We start from the raw sequence: 17,226 nt of genomic DNA on the forward strand, positions 1-17,226 counted from the left end.
GATACTCCGGGGGGATGCGGTGATGTGGATAAGTATAGCGATTGGCCCGGCGAGGCTGCGATGAGGCGGTTCCGCCCAGGCTGGATACCGACCTTGGTAGTGCTCGCGCTGCTGCCGGGGTTGATCGCGCTTGGCTGCTGGCAGCTTGGCCGGGCGGAAGAGAAGCGCGTCCTGCTGGAGGTCTATGCCCAGCGTGAGGTCGATGCCCCGCTGGCCACCACCCAGTTGTTGCAGACGCTTGATCCAGCCTACCGCCGGGTCCACCTCTACGGCCGTTTTGACGCCGGGCACAGCGTGCTGCTGGACAACCGCATGCGTGACGGCCAGGCCGGCGTCGAGCTGTTGCAACCTTTCCATGACCAGGCCAGTGGTCTGTGGCTGCTGGTCAACCGTGGCTGGTTGCCATGGCCGGACCGTCGCGTGCCGGTGCATTTCGACACCCCCGAGCAGACCTTGGCGCTGAACGCGTCGGTGTATGTGGCGCCAGGCAGCAGTTTCCAGCTCCACCCCGACCCCGTCGGGGGGCAATGGCCGCACCTGCTCAATGCAATCGACGCGGCTCAAGTGTGGCAGCAGCTCGATCGCGAAGGCTTTGCCCATGAGTTACGCCTGGAACCCGGCCCGGCTGCGTATCGGCTGGACTGGCCGATTGTCGCCATGGGCCCGGAAAAACACCTCGGTTACGCCGTGCAGTGGTTCGCACTGGCCATTGCTCTGGTGCTCCTCTACCTCTATTTCGGCTGGCACAACAACAAGGAGAAACAGCATGGCCACCGCCACTCCACTGGACCTGCCTGAACGTAGCAAGCCCAGAGCCCGCGGGCGTTTACAGCTGATCTTGATCCTGCTGGTGGTGCTCGGGCCAATGATCCTGGCCACCTGCATGTACAAACTCCGGTTCTGGGTGCCGGAAGGCCGCAGCTACCACGGCGCGATGATCGGCAATGGCGAGAGCCGCGCCGATATCGGCATTGCAGGTGAGGACCCGCGTTGGCAACTGCTGGTGACTGCGCCCGATGCTTGCGCTGAAGATTGCCAACGCCTGGTGTACCTGGTGCGGCAGATCCAGGTCGGCCTGGGCCGCGACGCCGGCCGGGCCAGCCATGCCTTGGCCGCCGCCCAGCCATTGCCCAGCGACTATCAGGCGCTGCTGGGGCGTGAATATCCACAGCTGCAACGCTATCCACTGGATGCCCCGCGCTATCTGCAAAAGGTCGGTGAAAGCGGCCCGCAACTGTGGATTGTCGACCCGCACGGCAACCTGGTGCTGCGCTACGACGGCACGGTCAACGGCAAGCACGTGCTCGACGACCTGCGTCACCTGCTCAAGCTGTCCAATATCGGCTAGGAGCTTGCCATGGCCAGACCCGGATTCCGCCTCGCTGTGTTCGCCACCCTGCTGGCACTGTTGGTCGTGCTGCTCGGTGCCTACACCCGTCTGACCCACGCCGGCCTCGGCTGCCCCGACTGGCCTGGCTGCTATGGCTTCATCAGCGTGCCCAACAGTGAAGCGCAGCTGGCTCATGCCGAACTGCACTTTCCCGACCACCCCGTGGAAGAGGCCAAGGGCTGGGCCGAGATGGTCCATCGCTACTTTGCCGGCACGCTCGCCGTGGTGATCGCGCTGCTTGCCCTGCAAGCGCTGCGCCGGCATGCCCGCGATGGCCAGCCTCATCGCCTGCCATTGTTGTTGCTGGGCGTGGTGCTGGCGCAGGCGGCGTTCGGCATGTGGACCGTCACCCTCAAGTTGTGGCCGCAAGTGGTCACCGCGCACCTGCTGGGCGGCTTTACCACCCTGAGCCTGCTGTTCCTGCTATCGCTGCGTCTATCTCGGGCCTTTGCGCCCTTGCCGAAATTGCCACTCAGTCTTCGACGGATAGCCGCGTTGGCCCTGCTGGTGGTGATAGGCCAGATCGCCCTGGGCGGCTGGGTCAGCTCCAATTACGCGGCGGTCGCCTGCATTGACCTGCCGACTTGCCATGGCCAGTGGTGGCCGGCAGCGGACTTCAGCAATGGTTTCCACCTCACCCAGCATGTCGGCCCCAATTACCTCGGCGGGCAACTGGATAGCGATGCGCGCACGGCCATTCACATCAGCCACCGCCTGGGTGCACTGCTGGTGACCTGCGTGCTGCTGGTGCTCAGCTGGAAGCTGTACCGTTGTGGCCTGACCGGCCTGGCCCGATGGATATTGCTGGTGCTCGCGCTGCAGGTCGGCCTGGGCATCAGCAACGTGCTGTTCCACCTGCCGCTGGCCGTGGCCGTCGCGCATAACGCTGGCGGCGCGCTGCTGCTGTTGAGCATGGTGCTGGTGAACTACCGCATCCGCGTGGTCGACAAGGTCCGCGTCGGCGTCAAACAAGGTTGGCGCCTGCGGCCTGCGGCCGGGGTCAGCCTCACCCACCCCATGAGGAGCGATACGTGGCGACGCTTCTGAGCGGACGTTGTGCCAGTTGGCGCGATTACCTGGAGCTGACCAAGCCCAAGGTGGTGGTGCTGATGCTGATCACTTCGCTGGCGGGCATGTTCCTGGCGACCCGCGCCGGGGTCAGTTGGAGCGTGTTGCTGTTCGGCAACCTCGGTATCGCCCTGTGCGCGGGCAGCGCGGCAGTGGTCAACCACGTGGTGGACCGGCGCATCGATGCGCTGATGGCCCGGACCCACAAGCGCCCACTGGCCCAGGGCCGGGTCGAGCCGTTGCCGGCGTTGCTGTTCGCCCTGGCCCTGGCCCTGCTCGGCCTGGCCCTGCTGCTGGTGTTCACCAATGCCCTCGCCGCCTGGCTGACCCTGGCTTCGCTGCTAGGCTATGCGGTGCTCTACACCGGCTTTCTCAAGCGTGCCACACCGCAGAATATCGTCATTGGCGGCCTGGCCGGTGCGGCGCCGCCGCTGTTGGGCTGGGTCGCAGTGAGCGGCCATATCAGCGCCGAGCCGCTGCTGCTGGTGCTGATCATCTTCGCCTGGACGCCACCGCATTTCTGGGCACTGGCCATTCACCGCAAGGAAGAGTACGCCAAGGCCGATATCCCGATGCTGCCGGTCACTCACGGCGAGCGATACACCAAGCTGCATATCCTGCTGTACAGCCTGATTTTGCTGGCGGTGAGCCTGCTGCCGTTTGCCATCCACATGAGCGGCCCGTTGTACCTGGCCTGTGCCTTGGCGTTGGGCCTGCGCTTCCTGCATTGGGCCTGGGTGTTGTACCGTGGCAGCCGGCCGCACGCGGCGATCGGTACCTTCAAGTACTCTATCGGCTACCTGTTCGCGCTGTTCATCGCGTTGCTCGTTGACCACTACCTGTTGCTGAATCTATGACCCGAACCCAGAAAACCGTCTTCATCCTCGTTGCCTTGGTCGCCCTGATCATGGGCCTGACCGTCAACAAGGTGCTCAGTGAACGGGGCCAGCTCAACCCGACCGAGCTGATCGACGCCGGCATCATTCTGTTGCCGCAGAGCCGCGCGGTGGCCGAAGTGACCATGACCAACCAGGATGGCCAGCCGGTGCAGCTGGACGACCTGAAGGGCAAATGGTCGCTGCTGTTCTTCGGCTACACCTACTGCCCGGACATCTGCCCGACCACCCTGGCCCAGCTGCGCCAGGTGAAGAGCGAGCTGCCCAAGGAGGCCGTGGACCGGCTGCAGGTGGTATTGGTGAGCGTGGACCCGAACCGCGATACGCCGAACCAGCTGAAGCAGTACCTGGGCTATTTCGACAAGGATTTCGTCGGCGTGGCGGGATCGATCGAAGATACCCAGAAACTGGCCAATGCCTTGAGCATTCCGTTCATCCCGGCCGATACCAGCAAGCCGGGGTATACCGTGGATCACAGCGGCAACCTGGCGGTTGTTGGTCCGGATGGACGTCAGCGTGGGTTCATTCGTGCGCCATTCAACAACCAGAAGCTGGTGGCGCAGTTGCCTGGCCTGGTCAAGCGGGATTGAGATTGCTGGGCCTGCTGCGCAGGCCTTTCGCGACACAAGGCCGCTCCCACATGGATCGGCGTACACCGTACATTGTGGGAGCGGCCTTGTGTCGCGAAAGGGCCGCAAAGCGGCCCCAAGGATGCGAGATCAGAACGCCGGAACGACAGCGCCTTTGTACTTCTCGTTGATGAACTGCTTCACCTCAGGCGAGTGCAGTGCAGCAGCCAGCTTCTTCATCGCGTCCGAGTCCTTGTTGTCCGGGCGGGCAACCAGGATGTTCACGTACGGCGAGTCCTTGCCTTCGATGGCCAGGGCGTCTTTCTCCGGGTTCAGCTTGGCTTCCAGCGCATAGTTGGTGTTGATCAGGGCGATATCGACCTGGGTCAGCACGCGCGGGATGGTGGCCGCTTCCAGCTCACGGAATTTTACGCTTTTCGGGTTTTCGGCAACGTCCTTCACGGTCGACAGGATGTTGCTGTTGTCCTTCAGCTTGATCACCCCAGCCTTGTCCAGCAGCAGCAGGGCGCGGCCGCCGTTGGTGGCATCGTTGGGGATGACCACGGTGGCGCCGGAGGACAGCTCGTCGAGCTTCTTGATTTTGGCCGAGTACACGCCCAGCGGCTCGATGTGCACACCGGCAACGCTGACCAGGTGGGTGCCCTTGGCCTTGTTGAACTCATCCAGGTACGGCTGGTGCTGGAAGAAGTTGGCGTCCAGGCGCTTTTCAGCGACCTGCACGTTTGGCTGGATGTAGTCGGTGAATTCCTTGACCTTCAGCTCCACGCCCTCTTTCGCCAGCTGAGGTTTGACGAAGTTGAGGATCTCGGCGTGTGGCACCGGGGTGGCGGCGACGGTGAGGGTTTCCGCGGCGTTGGCCGAGAAGGCCGCGACCGCGGCGACAACAGCAAGCAGCTTCTTCATGAATCACTCCTTGTGAGGGCCGCGACGGCCCCCGAACGGGTCGGCCGTGCCGACCCCATTGGGGTTACTTACGGGAAAAATGCACGACCAGTTTGTCGCCGATCATTTGTAGCGCCTGGACCAGGATCACCAGCAGCACGACGGTTACGATCATCACGTCGGTCTGGAAGCGTTGGTAGCCGAAGCGGATCGACAGGTCGCCCAGGCCACCGGCACCGACCACGCCAGCCATGGCGGTGTAGGAAACCAGGGTGATGGCAGTCACGGTGATGGCGGCGATGATGCCCGGCATGGCCTCTGGCAGCATGGCCTTGAAGATGATCTGGCGGGTGGTGGCGCCCATCGACTGGGTGGCCTCGATGATACCGCGGTCCACTTCACGCAGGGCGGTTTCCACCAGGCGCGCGAAGAACGGCGTGGTACCCACCACCAACGGCGGTATGGCGCCTGCGACACCCAGCGAGGTGCCGGTGACCAGCACCGTCAGCGGGATCATCACGATCAGCAGAATGATGAATGGCACCGAGCGCACGATGTTCACGAGAGTTGCCAGCACCGCATAGAACTTGGTGTGCTCGAACATCTGCCGCGGGCTGAACAGGAACAGTACCACGCCCAGGGGCAGCCCCAGCAGCACGATGAACAGCAGCGAGGTGAACATCATGACCAGAGTGTCGTTGGTCGCCTGCCAGATCTCGACCCAGTCGACATTGGCGAAGTAGTTCAGGATATCCATCAACGCAGTACCTCCATATGTACGTCAGCTGCGGTGAAGCGGGCGAACGCCGCCTCCATGTCGCCACCCATCAGGGCTAAGGTCAGCTGGCCATAGGGAATGTCCTTGATGCGGTCGATACGCCCGGCAAGGATGCTGTAGTCCACACCGGTCTCGCGGGCCACGGTGCCCAGCAGCGGCGCATAAGTGGCGTCGCCTTGGAAGGTCAGGCGCACGATGCGCCCCGGCACGTGGGCGAAGTCGTCGCGTTGCTCGTTCTCATCGACCTGTTCGTCTTCCTGGACAAAGCGCTTGGTGGTCGGGTGCTGCGGGTGCAGGAACACCTCGGCTACCGGGCCTTGCTCGACGATCTGGCCGGCGTCCATCACTGCCACGCGGTCGCAGACCCGGCGAATCACGTCCATTTCGTGGGTGATCAGCACGATGGTCAGCTTCAGCTCACGGTTGATCTCGGCCAGTAGTTGCAGCACCGAAGCGGTAGTCTGAGGGTCGAGGGCGCTGGTGGCTTCGTCGCACAGCAGGATCTTCGGGTTGGTCGACAGGGCCCGGGCGATACCGACGCGCTGCTTCTGGCCGCCAGACAGCTGGGCGGGGTATTTCTTCGCGTGGTCCGCAAGGCCTACACGGGCCAGCAGCTCGGTGACACGCTTGTCGATCTCGCTGCGCGACAGCTCGCCGGCCAGAGTCAGCGGCAGCGCGACGTTGTCGGCGACTGTCTTGGACGCCAGCAAGTTGAAGTGCTGGAAAATCATCCCGACCTGCTGGCGGAAGCCGCGCAGCTGGCTGGCGTTGAACGCGGTGACGTCTTCGCCGTCGACGATGATCGTGCCGCCGGAAGGCTCTTCGAGGCGGTTGATCAGGCGCAGCATGGTGCTCTTGCCTGCGCCGGAATGGCCGATCAGGCCGAACACCTGGCCGTCTTCGATGGTCAGGCTGGTCGGATTCAGTGCGGGGATTTCCCTACCGGCGACGCGGTAGGTCTTGTGTACCTGTTGGAACTCGATCACGTAGCGAACCTTGTGGGGCGCATGGAATTTGGGTCAGCGGTTAGCTGGGGTCGCGCATTTTAGCCTTTTCCCATAGCTGTTCTTAGCATTTATTTCGTAATGCACCAATCCTTCGGGCATATCGCGACAACCGGTAATTCTGATTGAACGCTCGGCAAAGCCCTCCGGTCACTACTTGCACAAGCCCGACAGGGCGCGCCTGATGACCGATATGGAGAGCCGTGATGCCTAGCAAGAAACCGGATTCGCCCAAACACAGCCAGCTCGCCGGAACCGACACCCCTGATCGTGCCAATACCAACCGCAAGTTGCAGGCCTTGGAAGAGCATCGCAGCGATGCGACCGGCCAGGCACTGCGCACCAACCAGGGCGTGCGCATCGCCGATAACCAGAACACGCTCAAGGCCGGGCCGCGTGGCCCCTCGCTGCTTGAAGACTTCATCATGCGCGAGAAGATCACCCATTTCGACCACGAGCGCATTCCGGAGCGTATCGTGCACGCCCGGGGCACGGGCGCCCATGGCTATTTCCAGAGCTATGGCAACCATGCCGAGCTGACCAAGGCGGGTTTCCTGCAGGACCCTGAGAAAATCACTCCGGTGTTCGTGCGTTTCTCCACGGTGCAAGGCCCACGCGGTTCCGGCGACACGGTGCGCGACGTACGCGGTTTCGCCGTGAAGTTCTATACGGATGAAGGCAACTTCGACCTGGTGGGTAACAACATGCCGGTCTTCTTCATCCAGGACGCCATCAAGTTCCCGGACTTCGTCCACGCGGTGAAGCCGGAGCCGCATAACGAAATCCCCACCGGTGGCTCGGCCCACGACACCTTCTGGGACTTCGTTTCGCTGGTGCCCGAATCCGCCCACATGGTCATCTGGGCCATGTCCGATCGCGCCATCCCGCGCAGCCTGCGGATGATGGAAGGCTTTGGCGTGCATACCTTCCGCCTGATCAACGCCGAAGGTGTGGCGAGTTTCGTCAAGTTCCACTGGAAACCACGCCAGGGCGTGCACTCCCTCTTGTGGGACGAGGCTCAGAAACTCGCAGGCAAAGACACCGACTTCCAGCGCCGGGACCTGTGGGAAGCCATCGAGACGGGCGATTATCCGGAATGGGAACTGGGCGTGCAGATCGTGCCGGAGGCCGATGAACACAAGTTCGACTTCGACCTGCTCGACCCGACCAAGATCATTCCCGAAGAACTGGTGCCGGTCACGCCACTGGGCAAGATGGTGCTCAACCGCAATCCGGACAACTTCTTCGCCGAGGTGGAGCAGGTCGCTTTCTGCCCTGGGCATATCGTGCCGGGGATCGACTTCACCAATGATCCATTGCTGCAGGGCCGGCTATTTTCCTATACCGATACCCAGATCAGCCGTCTTGGCGGACCGAATTTCCACCAGATCCCGATCAACCAGCCCATTGCGCCGAACCACAACAACCAGCGCGATGCGCTGCATCAGCATGTGGTGCACAAAGGCAGGGCTTCCTATGAGCCTAATTCGATCGACGGCGGCTGGCCGAAAGAGACGCCTCCGGCGGCTCAGGATGGAGGTTTCGAGAGTTATCATGAGCGCATCGACGCGCACAAGATCCGCCAGCGCAGCGAGTCGTTCGGCGACCACTTCTCCCAGGCACGGTTGTTCTTCCAGAGCATGAGCCCGACCGAGCAACAGCACATCATCAAGGCCTACAGCTTTGAGCTGGGCAAGGTCGAGCGGGAGCACATTCGTGCGCGCCAGGTGAATGAGATCCTGGCCAACATCGACCTCAAGCTGGCCGCCGCCGTCGCTGCCAACCTTGGCTTGCCGGCGCCTAAAGCCGGTACGGTACAGGTCAAGGCTAGCCAACTGGCGAAGTCGCCAGCCTTGAGCCAGATGAACCATCCAGGTGTAGTCGGCATCAAGGGGCGCAAGATCGCGGTGCTGGTCGCCGACGGCGTGGACGGCTCAAGCGTCGACAAGCTGGTCAAGGCGCTGGAAGCCAAGAGTGCCAGGCCAATGCTTCTGGGGCCGACTTCGGCGCCCGTGAAGGCGGCGGATGGCAAGGCACTGGCTGTAGGGGCATCGATGGAGGGGATGCCGTCGATCATGTTCGACGGTGTTGTCGTACCCAAGGGGGTAGACAAGGCCCTGGCTTCAAGCGGGCTGGCGAAGCACTTCTTGCTGGAAGGCTACAAGCATCTGAAGGCGATGGTGTTGACCAAGGACTTGGCGCACAGCCTGGAGCTCAAGGAAGACAGGGGGCTGCTGCTGGGGGATGAGCAGAGCGCCGTGGATGCCTTTGTAAAAGCGGTTGAGGGGCATCGGGTGTGGGAGCGGGAAGCAGCTGCCGAGGCGGTGCCGGCCTAACGGTTGCCTTGTACCCTGTCGCCTTGCCGGCGACAGGGTGCTGGAGGTTTAGCGCTGATGCGGGACCAGTACCACCTGCGCTGGCATGGACCGCTGAATCTCATGCTTCTGTTTCAGCTTGAACGCGCTGTCGATCTTGTGAACGCGCTTCTCAAGCAGATTCTTGAGCCAGGGCGCATCTTGGGTGCGCGGCACCTGGAACACCACTTCGCACTGGTAATTGACCACGTCCTTGGCAATTTCGTCGAGCTGGCGGCGCATCGCATTGATGTCGGTAGTCTTCAGCGCGATCACGGTGCTCGGCGCCGTCGGGTCGATCACCCGCGCCTGAGGCTTGGCCTCGGCAGCCTTCAAGGCGGCTTCGGCTTTCTCCAGCTCGGCCTTGCGGGCCTGGGCCACGGCATCGCCACCGGTCAAGGCCGGTGCCTGCGGCATCAGCGCCCTGGCGCGAGCCAGTGCGGTGGCAGCGGCATTGACGTCGCCCTTTTGCAGGACGATCTGGCTGCGTTTCAGGTAGGCCTCGGCCAGCTGGCGCTGGTTCTGCTCCAGGCGAGCGTCATCCGGTGACTGCGCCTGCAGGGCAGCCAGCTGGTCTTCGGCGGTGGCCAGCTCGTTGCTGGTGATGCTCTGTTGCAGCTGCTGCCAGGCATCGGCTTGGGCAGGTGCGTTGGCTTGCTCCACCGGTGTGCTGGAGCAAGCGGCCAACAACAGGGAAAACGCGGCGACAAGCAGATAACGGGATGCGAACGGCTTCATTCCTGCGGCTCTCTATTTGCGCAAAAAGCGAGCAAGTCTACACCCAGGTGCGCACGCTCGAAAATAACTCTTACAGACCCTTTACCCGCGAAAAGGTTGCAGGGCGCACCGGCGTGCACCCTGTTTTTCAGCGTTTTGGCAGTGCCAGGCTCAGCAAGAATAGCACCGCCGCGCAGACCACGATCGATGGCCCGGCCGGGGTGTCCTTGAACCAGGACATGGCCAGGCCACCGCACACCGAGGTAATGCCGATCAATGTTGCGGCCAGCGCCATCTGTTCTGGCGAGCGGGCGTGACGCTGTGCCGCAGCGGCGGGAATGATCAGCAGCGAGGTGATCAGTAGTACGCCGACAATCTTCATCGCCACGGCAATGACCACGGCGATCAGCAGCATCAGGGCCATGCGCAGGCCGGCCACTGGCAGGCCTTCGACCATGGCCAGTTCTTCGTGGACAGTGATCGCCAGCAACGGCCGCCACAGCGCGGCAAGCAGCAGCAGGACCAACGCGCTACCGCCGAGGATCCAGGCGAGGTCGGTGGTGCTGATGGCCAGCAGGTCACCGAACAGGTAGGCCATCAGGTCGATGCGCACGTCGTGCATGAAACTCAGCACCACCAGGCCCAGCGACAGGGTGCTGGGGGCGAGGATGCCGAGCAGAGTGTCGGAGGCCAGCGGCTGGCGTTGCTGCAGGGTCACCAGCAGGATCGCCAGCAACAGGCATCCCACGGTCACCGCCAGGGCCGGACTGATATCCAGCACGAAGCCCATGGCCACGCCCAGCAGCGCGGCATGCGACAGGGTGTCGCCGAAGTAGGCCATGCGCCGCCACACCACGAACGAGCCAAGCGGGCCCGCTACCACTGCCAGGGCAAGACCCGCAAGCAAGGCGTAAAGAAGAAAATCAGCCATGCTTGCAGTGCTCTCCGTGAACATGGGTGCCAGGGGTGACGACCGAACCGTGCAGGTCGTGGCTGTGGTCGTGATGGTGGTGGTAGACAGCCAGGCTCGGGGCGTTCTGGCCGAACAGTTCGACAAAGGCGGGATCGTTGCTGACCTGCTCGGGGTGGCCCGAGCAGCACACGTGGCGGTTCAGGCAGACCACCTGGTCGGTGGCGCTCATGACCAGGTGCAGGTCATGGGAGACCATCAATACGCCGCAGCCGTGGCGGTCGCGCAGGCGGGTGATCAGGTTGTACAACTCGGTCTGGCCGACCACATCCACCCCCTGCACGGGCTCATCGAGCACCAGCAGTTGCGGCTCGCGCAGCAGCGCCCGGGCCAGCAGCACGCGCTGCATCTCACCGCCGGAAATCGTCTGGATCGGGCTGTCGATGACGTGCTCGGCGCCCACTTCCTGCAGGGCCGACAAGGCAGCCGCACGGTCAACCCCAGGCACCAGGCGCAAGAAACGCAGCACCGACAGCGGCAGCGTGGCGTCTACCTGGATCTTTTGCGGCATGTAGCCAATGCGCAGTTTCGGCTTGCGCCAGACCTTGCCACGGTGCGGCTTGAGCAGGCCGAGGACGGCGCGCACCAGGGTGGTCTTGCCGGCGCCGTTAGGGCCGATCAGGGTGACGATCTGGCCGGGCGCCACCGAGAGGTCGATGCTGTCGAGCACGGCCTCGCCGGCAAAGCTGACACCGACCTGCTCGAGGCGGATCAGGGCGTCGCTCATGCTGAGCTCCGGCAGTTGGCGCACAAGCCGACGATTTCCACCGTCTGGGTTTCGACGCTGAAGCCCACGGCCTTCGCGCTGTGGATGATGGCGTCGCTGATGCTGTCCTGCTCCAGCTCGATGGCCACGTGGCACGCACGGCAGATCAGGAACTGGCCCTGGTGAGCGTGCTCCGGGTGGCTGCAGCCGATGAAGGCGTTGAGCGAGGCGATGCGGTGTACCAGGCCATTTTCCAGCAAAAAGTCCAGCGCGCGGTACACGGTGGGTGGTGCGGCGCGGCGGCCGTCCTGTTCGCTGAGCACGGCGAGGATGTCGTAGGCGCCCAGCGGCTTGTGGCTCTGCCACACCAGCTCAAGCACACGCCGACGCAGTGCGGTCAGGCGCAGGCCTTGGCGGGTGCACAAGGCATCGGCTTCGGACAAGGCGCTGTGCACGCAATGGGAATGATCGTGAGGACGGTGAGCCAGCGGCGTGATGGACATGGGCAGCGACGGTTCTGGATGGAGACGTTATTATGTTACCTGTTTCTGACGAGTCGAGTATTCATCGTGTCCCGATTCCTTGTGCTTTTTGTCGCTTTCATCGCCTGTTCGGCGCAAGCCGACGTGCGAGTGCTGACCAGTATCAAACCCCTGCAGCAGATCGCCGCCGCCGTGCAGGATGGTCTGGGCTCCCCGGACGTGCTGCTGCCGCCGGGCGCTTCGCCGCACCACTACGCCTTGCGCCCGTCTGACGTGCGCAAGGTGGGCGACGCCGACCTGCTGTACTGGATCGGGCCTGACATGGAGAACTTCCTGCCGCGGGTGCTGGGTAGCCGCAGCAAGCCGGCAGTGGCCGTGCAGTCGCTTGCAGGCATGAAGCTGCGCCACTTTGGCGAAGACAGCCATTCCCACGAAGAGGCGGACCAGGACGATCACGACCACGATCACCGCCCGGGTACCCTGGATGCGCACCTGTGGCTCTCTTCAGTCAACGCCCGGGTGATCGCGGCGAAGATGGCGGCTGACCTGGCTGCGGCCGATCCGGCCAATGCGGCGCGCTACCAGAGCAACCTGAAAGCCTTCAACGAGCGCCTGGATGCACTGGATGCGCGGATCAAGGCGCGAGTAGCCGGGATCGCCAGCAAGCCCTATTTCGTGTTCCACGAAGCGTTCGACTACTTCGAGTCCGCTTACGGCCTGCAGCACACCGGGGTGTTCAGTGTGGCGTCGGAGGTGCAGCCCGGGGCGCAGCATGTAGCCGCGATGCGCAAGCGATTGCAACAAGTGGGCAAGACCTGTGTGTTCAGTGAGCCACCGCTGCGGCCGCGTCTGGCCGAGACGTTGACTGCTGGGCTGCCGGTGCGCCTGGCGGAGCTGGATGCATTGGGTGGCAATGACCCGGTTGATGCCCAGGGCTACGAGCGACTGCTCGAAAAGCTGGGCGCAGACCTGGCTGGGTGTCTGGAACAGTTGTAAGCCTGTTATGGCCTCTTCGCGGGCACGCCCGCTCCCACAGAGACGGCACAGGTTTCAAGCCTGTGCACCAAACCTGTGGGAGCGGGTTTACCCGCGAAGAAGCAGATGCGGTCTAGAGGGCGAACGGCAGGTGCAAAGCCACTTGCTGGCGCTGTGCCAGGCGCACCTCGAACTCGCTCGGGTCGTGGATCATCACATCCATCCCGGCAAACGATTCCGCCGCAATCAGGCGCGACAGCCAGAAGCGCACGCAGCCTACCCGCAACATTTCTGGCCACAGTTCGGCTTCGGCAGCGGTAAACGGCCGCAACGTCGCATAGGCCGCCAGCAGTGCCTGGGCGCGCGGCACATCGATTGCCCCGTGTTCATCCAGGCACCAGTCGTTCACGGTGATGGCGATGTCATACAGCATCGGCCCGGAACAGGCGTTGTAGAAGTCGATCACACCGGTCAGGTGGGTGCCTTCGAACATCACGTTGTCGCGGAACAGGTCAGCATGCAGGTTGGCCCGTGGCAAGGCCAGGATCTGCGCCTTGTGCGCGGTGATCTCATCCAGTGCAGGCTGCAACAGTGCCGCCTGTTCGGCGCTCAGGCGCGGCAGCAGCTCGGCACCGGACGCCAGCATCCAGTCCAGGCCGCGGTCGGTGCGGCGCTCGATGATGCGTTCGCGGGTGGCCAGGTGAATGTGCGCGAGCAATTCACCCACCTGGGCGCAGTGCTGGGCGTTCGGTGCCTTGATGTGTTTGCCCGAAAGCCGCGGTTGCAGCAAGGCCGGCTTGCCGCACAGTTCACGCAGGGCATTGCCGTCATGGTCACGCAGGGCGTAGGGCACCGGCATGTCGGCACCGTGCAGCACGTCCAGCAGTTCAATGAAGAACGGCATGTCCTCGACCGGGCCGCGCTCGACCAGCGTCAGGACGAACTCACCCTGTTCGAGGCTGACGAAGAAGTTGCTGTTCTCGGTACCGGCGGCAATGCCCTGGAAGTCGAGCAGACGGCCCAGCGCGTACGGTGCCAGAAAGGTTTCCAGCTCAGGCCGGGTCACGGGGGTGAAGACTGACATGATGAAAAAAAGCCCATACGGGCACTTCCGCCGGGAAGTGCCGGGTTGATGTGAACGGTGCGCGCGTCAGATTACCACTCGAAGATCTTCCAGGACGGGATCAGCATGTCCGGCTGGTCGGAACGAATGAAATTGGCATCGGTGCCATCGGCGCGTACCAGGAAATACGGCTTGCCGTTTTTCGGCGTGATCTTGATTGCATACAGGAAGCCGTTTTGCCGGTATTCCTGGATGGTTTTATCGCCTTCCGTGCGAATGGTCACCTCGGGATCGGCCGAGGGGGCGTCTTCCGCCGCCAGGGTGACGACCGGCATGGTTGCCAACAGGCCGAGCAGTAACAGGCGATTGAGTGTACGCATGATAACCTAGTCCCTTTGTCGTCATTGATCCGGCTATTCTAGCTCCGGACCCGCCGAAAAGGTTGATTCTGCTCATGAGCCAAGCGCCCCTCGTCCTGGTGGACGGTTCCTCCTACCTGTACCGCGCCTTCCATGCGCTGCCGCCGCTGACCACGTCCAAGGGCATGCCGACCGGCGCGGTCAAGGGTGTGCTTAACATGCTCAAGAGCCTGCGCAAGCAATACCCTGACAGCCTGTTTGCCGTGGTTTTCGACGCCAAAGGTGGGACCTTCCGCGATGCCATGTTCGCCGAGTACAAGGCCAACCGCCCGAGCATGCCCGACGACCTGCGGGTGCAGGTCGAGCCGCTGCACGCCAGCGTCCGGGCACTGGGCTACCCCTTGCTGTGCGTCGAAGGCGTCGAGGCCGATGACGTGATCGGCACACTCGCCCGCAGCAGCGCGACCCAGGGCCGTCCGGTCATCATCTCGACCGGCGACAAGGACATGGCGCAACTGGTGGACGGCCACGTGACCCTGGTCAACACCATGACCGGCAGTGTGCTTGACGTGGCCGGCGTGCACGAAAAGTTCGGCGTTGGCCCGGAGCACATCATCGACTTTCTTGCCCTGATGGGTGACAAGGTCGACAACATCCCTGGCGTGCCAGGCGTGGGTGAAAAGACCGCCGTCGGCCTGTTGACCGGTATCGGCGGTGGCCTCAGCGACCTGTATGCCAACCTCGACAAGGTCCCGACGCTGGCCATCCGCGGCGCCAAGACCTTGCCCGCCAAGCTCGAGGAGCATCGCGACGCGGCATTCCTGTCCTATGAGCTGGCCACCATCAAGTGCGATGTGCCGCTGGAGGTGGAGGTCGAGGCGCTGGTCTGTGGCGAGCCTGACCGCGAGGCCCTGCTGGCGCTCTACACCGAGATGGAGTTCAAGAGCTGGATTGCCGAGGTCCAGCGCGATGCGGTCAGGACCGGCGAACCCGTGGCCGTGATCGAAGCGCCGGCTGCCACGGTCGAGCCCAAGTACGAGACTATTCTCGATCAAGCGCGCTTCGACGTCTGGCTGGAGAAGCTGCGCCAGGCACCGTTGTTCGCCTTCGATACCGAAACCACCAGCCTGGACGCCCAGCAGGCCCAGCTGGTTGGTGTGTCGTTCGCGGTCGAGCCTCATGAAGCGGCCTATGTGCCGCTGGCCCATGACTATGAAGGCGCTCCGGCCCAGCTGGACCGCGAGGCTGTGCTGCTGGCGTTGAAACCCCTGCTGGAAGACCCGGCCAAGGCCAAGGTCGGGCAGAACGCGAAGTACGACATCAACATCCTCGCCAACAGCTCGCCAGCCATCGAGATGCGCGGTGTGGCCTACGACACCATGCTCGAGTCATACGTGCTCAACTCCACCGCCACCCGCCATGACATGGACAGCCTGGCACTGAAGTATCTCGACCACACCACCATTGCCTTCGAAGACATCGCCGGCAAAGGCGCCAAGCAACTGACTTTCAACCAGATCAACCTGGACAAGGCCGGCCCCTACGCGGCCGAAGATGCCGATATCACCCTGCGCCTGCACCATGCACTGCAGGCGCGCCTGGCGCAGACGCCGAGCGTGCAGCCGGTGCTGATGGACATCGAGATGCCGCTGGTGCCGGTGCTGGCCAAGATCGAGCGCCAGGGCGCGCTGGTCGATGCCGCGCTGTTGCAGGTTCAGAGCGGCGAGCTGGGCGTGAAGATGGCTGAGCTGGAGCAGCGCGCCTACGCCCTGGCCGGCGAGGAATTCAACCTTGGCTCGCCCAAGCAGCTGGGCGCGATCCTCTACGACAAACTGGGCATGCCGGTACTGAGCAAGACCGCCAAGGGCCAGCCCTCCACCGCCGAAGCGGTGCTCGACGAACTGGCCGAACAAGGCTACCCGCTGCCTGAAGTGCTGATGCAGTACCGCAGCCTGAGCAAGCTCAAGAGCACCTATACCGACAAGCTGCCGGGGCAGATCAACCCGCGCACGGGGCGTATCCACACCTCCTACCAGCAGGCCGTTGCCGCCACCGGACGCTTGTCATCCAGCGACCCGAACCTGCAGAACATCCCGATCCGCACCGCCGAGGGCCGGCGCATTCGTCAGGCCTTCGTTGCCAGCCCCGGCTACAAGCTGCTGGCGGCGGACTATTCGCAGATCGAACTGCGCATCATGGCTCACCTGGCCAAGGACGAAGGCTTGCTGCATGCCTTCCGCAACGATCTGGACGTGCACCGCGCAACGGCGGCGGAAGTGTTCGGCGTGGCGCTGGAAGACGTCACCACCGACCAGCGGCGCAGTGCCAAGGCCATCAACTTCGGCTTGATCTACGGCATGAGCGCGTTTGGCCTGGCCAAGCAGATTGGTGTCGACCGCAAGCAGTCGCAGGACTATATCGACCGCTACTTCGCCCGCTACCCGGGCGTGCTGGCCTACATGGAGCGCACCCGCGCCCAGGCCGCAGAACAAGGTTTCGTTGAAACCCTGTTTGGCCGACGCCTGTACCTCCCAGACATCAACGCCAAGAACCCGGCCCTGCGCAAGGGCGCCGAGCGCACGGCGATCAACGCGCCGATGCAGGGCACTGCCGCCGACATCATCAAGCGTGCGATGGTCAACGTCGACAACTGGCTGAGCGAGAGCGGCCTGGACGCACGGGTGATCCTGCAGGTGCACGACGAACTGATGCTGGAGGTGCGTGAGGACCTGGTCGAGCAGGTGAAGGATGAAATTCGCACGCACATGAGCAGTGCCGCGCAGCTGGATGTCCCGCTGGTGGTCGAGGCAGGTGTTGGTTCGAATTGGGACGAAGCTCACTGATTGAGGCGGGAAAGGTGTGTAGGATCTGCGACGTAGCGACGCGGATCCTGGCATGGCTCGATGCCATTAGTTCGGCAGTTTCATGAAACTATCGCAAATAGTTTTGAGCGCTCCGGAACTAAACCAGTGAAGCGGAACTCAGAGTAACT

Annotated in this window: 17 protein-coding genes; 8 read left to right on the top strand and 9 right to left on the bottom strand. The window is 63.3% G+C overall.

Annotation, left to right across the window (positions count from 1 at the left end):
* Positions 1 to 60 precede the first annotated feature (60 nt).
* The 5 genes from CQW31_RS20505 to CQW31_RS20525 are packed head-to-tail and all read left to right on the top strand — an operon-like array spanning position 61 to position 3,944.
* Positions 61 to 798: an SURF1 family protein gene (locus tag CQW31_RS20505; RefSeq protein WP_099815263.1), complete on the top strand. Its 738-nt coding sequence runs from the start codon at positions 61 to 63 to the stop codon at positions 796 to 798.
* Positions 767 to 1,348, top strand: a complete 582-nt coding sequence (locus tag CQW31_RS20510; protein ID WP_099815264.1) for a hypothetical protein — start codon at positions 767 to 769, stop codon at positions 1,346 to 1,348. Before CQW31_RS20505 ends, CQW31_RS20510 begins: the two co-directional genes overlap by 32 nt.
* 9 nt (positions 1,349 to 1,357) lie before the next feature.
* Positions 1,358 to 2,437 (top strand): heme A synthase, encoded by a 1,080-nt coding sequence (locus CQW31_RS20515; protein WP_099815265.1) that lies wholly within the window; start codon positions 1,358 to 1,360, stop codon positions 2,435 to 2,437.
* A complete protein-coding gene (gene cyoE, locus CQW31_RS20520; protein WP_054884377.1) occupies positions 2,422 to 3,315 on the top strand; it encodes a heme o synthase in 894 nt (297 codons plus the stop codon). Before CQW31_RS20515 ends, cyoE begins: the two co-directional genes overlap by 16 nt.
* Positions 3,312 to 3,944: an SCO family protein gene (locus tag CQW31_RS20525; RefSeq protein ID WP_099815266.1), complete on the top strand. Its 633-nt coding sequence runs from the start codon at positions 3,312 to 3,314 to the stop codon at positions 3,942 to 3,944. Before cyoE ends, CQW31_RS20525 begins: the two co-directional genes overlap by 4 nt.
* A gap of 129 nt (positions 3,945 to 4,073) precedes the next feature.
* On the opposite strand, the gene CQW31_RS20530 is transcribed toward CQW31_RS20525, so the two are convergent.
* From CQW31_RS20530 to CQW31_RS20540, 3 genes are all read right to left on the bottom strand, one after another.
* Complete coding sequence (locus tag CQW31_RS20530) at positions 4,074 to 4,847, bottom strand: MetQ/NlpA family ABC transporter substrate-binding protein (RefSeq protein WP_054884375.1); 774 nt, start codon at positions 4,845 to 4,847, stop codon at positions 4,074 to 4,076.
* 64 nt (positions 4,848 to 4,911) lie between these two features.
* Positions 4,912 to 5,583 (bottom strand): methionine ABC transporter permease, encoded by a 672-nt coding sequence (locus tag CQW31_RS20535; RefSeq protein ID WP_054884374.1) that lies wholly within the window; start codon positions 5,581 to 5,583, stop codon positions 4,912 to 4,914.
* Complete coding sequence (locus tag CQW31_RS20540) at positions 5,583 to 6,590, bottom strand: methionine ABC transporter ATP-binding protein (RefSeq protein WP_054884373.1); 1,008 nt, start codon at positions 6,588 to 6,590, stop codon at positions 5,583 to 5,585. The genes CQW31_RS20535 and CQW31_RS20540 overlap by 1 nt, the downstream gene beginning before the upstream one ends.
* A 224-nt stretch (positions 6,591 to 6,814) precedes the next feature.
* Here CQW31_RS20540 and katE point away from each other — a divergent pair, with 224 nt between their 5' ends.
* A complete protein-coding gene (gene katE / locus CQW31_RS20545) occupies positions 6,815 to 8,944 on the top strand; it encodes a catalase HPII (RefSeq protein WP_099815267.1) in 2,130 nt (709 codons plus the stop codon).
* Positions 8,945 to 8,992: 48 nt separating this feature from the next.
* On the opposite strand, the gene CQW31_RS20550 is transcribed toward katE, so the two are convergent.
* The 4 genes from CQW31_RS20550 to zur all read right to left on the bottom strand — a co-directional run bounded on the left by CQW31_RS20550 (position 8,993) and on the right by zur (position 11,858).
* On the bottom strand, positions 8,993 to 9,700 hold the full coding sequence (locus tag CQW31_RS20550; RefSeq protein WP_099815268.1) for a PA5502 family lipoprotein: 708 nt from the start codon (positions 9,698 to 9,700) through the stop codon (positions 8,993 to 8,995).
* A 127-nt stretch (positions 9,701 to 9,827) separates the two neighbouring features.
* Positions 9,828 to 10,610: a zinc ABC transporter permease subunit ZnuB gene (gene znuB / locus CQW31_RS20555; protein ID WP_054884370.1), complete on the bottom strand. Its 783-nt coding sequence runs from the start codon at positions 10,608 to 10,610 to the stop codon at positions 9,828 to 9,830.
* The gene (znuC, locus tag CQW31_RS20560; protein ID WP_054884369.1) at positions 10,603 to 11,376 is read right to left on the bottom strand and encodes a zinc ABC transporter ATP-binding protein ZnuC; all 774 of its coding nucleotides are present in this window, start codon (positions 11,374 to 11,376) and stop codon (positions 10,603 to 10,605) included. The genes znuB and znuC overlap by 8 nt, the downstream gene beginning before the upstream one ends.
* On the bottom strand, positions 11,373 to 11,858 hold the full coding sequence (gene zur / locus CQW31_RS20565) for a zinc uptake transcriptional repressor Zur (RefSeq protein WP_099815269.1): 486 nt from the start codon (positions 11,856 to 11,858) through the stop codon (positions 11,373 to 11,375). Before zur ends, znuC begins: the two co-directional genes overlap by 4 nt.
* 18 nt (positions 11,859 to 11,876) lie before the next feature.
* On the opposite strand from zur, the gene CQW31_RS20570 reads away from it, so the two are divergent.
* On the top strand, positions 11,877 to 12,833 hold the full coding sequence (locus CQW31_RS20570) for a zinc ABC transporter substrate-binding protein (RefSeq protein ID WP_082433464.1): 957 nt from the start codon (positions 11,877 to 11,879) through the stop codon (positions 12,831 to 12,833).
* A gap of 112 nt (positions 12,834 to 12,945) precedes the next feature.
* Here the strand turns inward: CQW31_RS20570 and CQW31_RS20575 are convergent, their stop codons facing one another.
* Together CQW31_RS20575 and CQW31_RS20580 are read right to left on the bottom strand one after the other, a co-directional pair.
* On the bottom strand, positions 12,946 to 13,896 hold the full coding sequence (locus tag CQW31_RS20575; protein ID WP_054884366.1) for a homoserine kinase: 951 nt from the start codon (positions 13,894 to 13,896) through the stop codon (positions 12,946 to 12,948).
* Positions 13,897 to 13,967: 71 nt separating this feature from the next.
* Complete coding sequence (locus CQW31_RS20580; protein ID WP_027917186.1) at positions 13,968 to 14,255, bottom strand: DUF2782 domain-containing protein; 288 nt, start codon at positions 14,253 to 14,255, stop codon at positions 13,968 to 13,970.
* A gap of 74 nt (positions 14,256 to 14,329) precedes the next feature.
* Between CQW31_RS20580 and polA the strand changes: the two genes are divergently transcribed.
* On the top strand, positions 14,330 to 17,077 hold the full coding sequence (gene polA, locus CQW31_RS20585) for a DNA polymerase I (RefSeq protein ID WP_099815270.1): 2,748 nt from the start codon (positions 14,330 to 14,332) through the stop codon (positions 17,075 to 17,077).
* Positions 17,078 to 17,226: the final 149 nt, after the last annotated feature.

It is taken from the genome of Pseudomonas sp. 382, assembly GCF_002759075.1.
GTDB lineage: Bacteria > Pseudomonadota > Gammaproteobacteria > Pseudomonadales > Pseudomonadaceae > Aquipseudomonas > Aquipseudomonas vlassakiae.

Bases quoted from the DNA above. Each gene is read 5' to 3' on its own strand.
- CQW31_RS20535 (WP_054884374.1), bottom strand. From the start codon at position 5,583: ATGGATATCCTGAACTACTTCGCCAATGTCGACTGGGTCGAGATCTGG.
- CQW31_RS20530 (WP_054884375.1), bottom strand. From the start codon at position 4,847: ATGAAGAAGCTGCTTGCTGTTGTCGCCGCGGTCGCGGCCTTCTCGGCC.
- CQW31_RS20510 (WP_099815264.1), top strand. From the start codon at position 767: ATGGCCACCGCCACTCCACTGGACCTGCCTGAACGTAGCAAGCCCAGA.
- zur (WP_099815269.1), bottom strand. From the start codon at position 11,858: ATGTCCATCACGCCGCTGGCTCACCGTCCTCACGATCATTCCCATTGC.
- katE (WP_099815267.1), top strand. From the start codon at position 6,815: ATGCCTAGCAAGAAACCGGATTCGCCCAAACACAGCCAGCTCGCCGGA.
- CQW31_RS20575 (WP_054884366.1), bottom strand. From the start codon at position 13,896: ATGTCAGTCTTCACCCCCGTGACCCGGCCTGAGCTGGAAACCTTTCTG.
- CQW31_RS20525 (WP_099815266.1), top strand. From the start codon at position 3,312: ATGACCCGAACCCAGAAAACCGTCTTCATCCTCGTTGCCTTGGTCGCC.
- CQW31_RS20550 (WP_099815268.1), bottom strand. From the start codon at position 9,700: ATGAAGCCGTTCGCATCCCGTTATCTGCTTGTCGCCGCGTTTTCCCTG.
- CQW31_RS20570 (WP_082433464.1), top strand. From the start codon at position 11,877: ATGGAGACGTTATTATGTTACCTGTTTCTGACGAGTCGAGTATTCATC.
- CQW31_RS20580 (WP_027917186.1), bottom strand. From the start codon at position 14,255: ATGCGTACACTCAATCGCCTGTTACTGCTCGGCCTGTTGGCAACCATG.
- znuC (WP_054884369.1), bottom strand. From the start codon at position 11,376: ATGAGCGACGCCCTGATCCGCCTCGAGCAGGTCGGTGTCAGCTTTGCC.
- polA (WP_099815270.1), top strand. From the start codon at position 14,330: ATGAGCCAAGCGCCCCTCGTCCTGGTGGACGGTTCCTCCTACCTGTAC.
- znuB (WP_054884370.1), bottom strand. From the start codon at position 10,610: ATGGCTGATTTTCTTCTTTACGCCTTGCTTGCGGGTCTTGCCCTGGCA.
- CQW31_RS20505 (WP_099815263.1), top strand. From the start codon at position 61: ATGAGGCGGTTCCGCCCAGGCTGGATACCGACCTTGGTAGTGCTCGCG.
- CQW31_RS20515 (WP_099815265.1), top strand. From the start codon at position 1,358: ATGGCCAGACCCGGATTCCGCCTCGCTGTGTTCGCCACCCTGCTGGCA.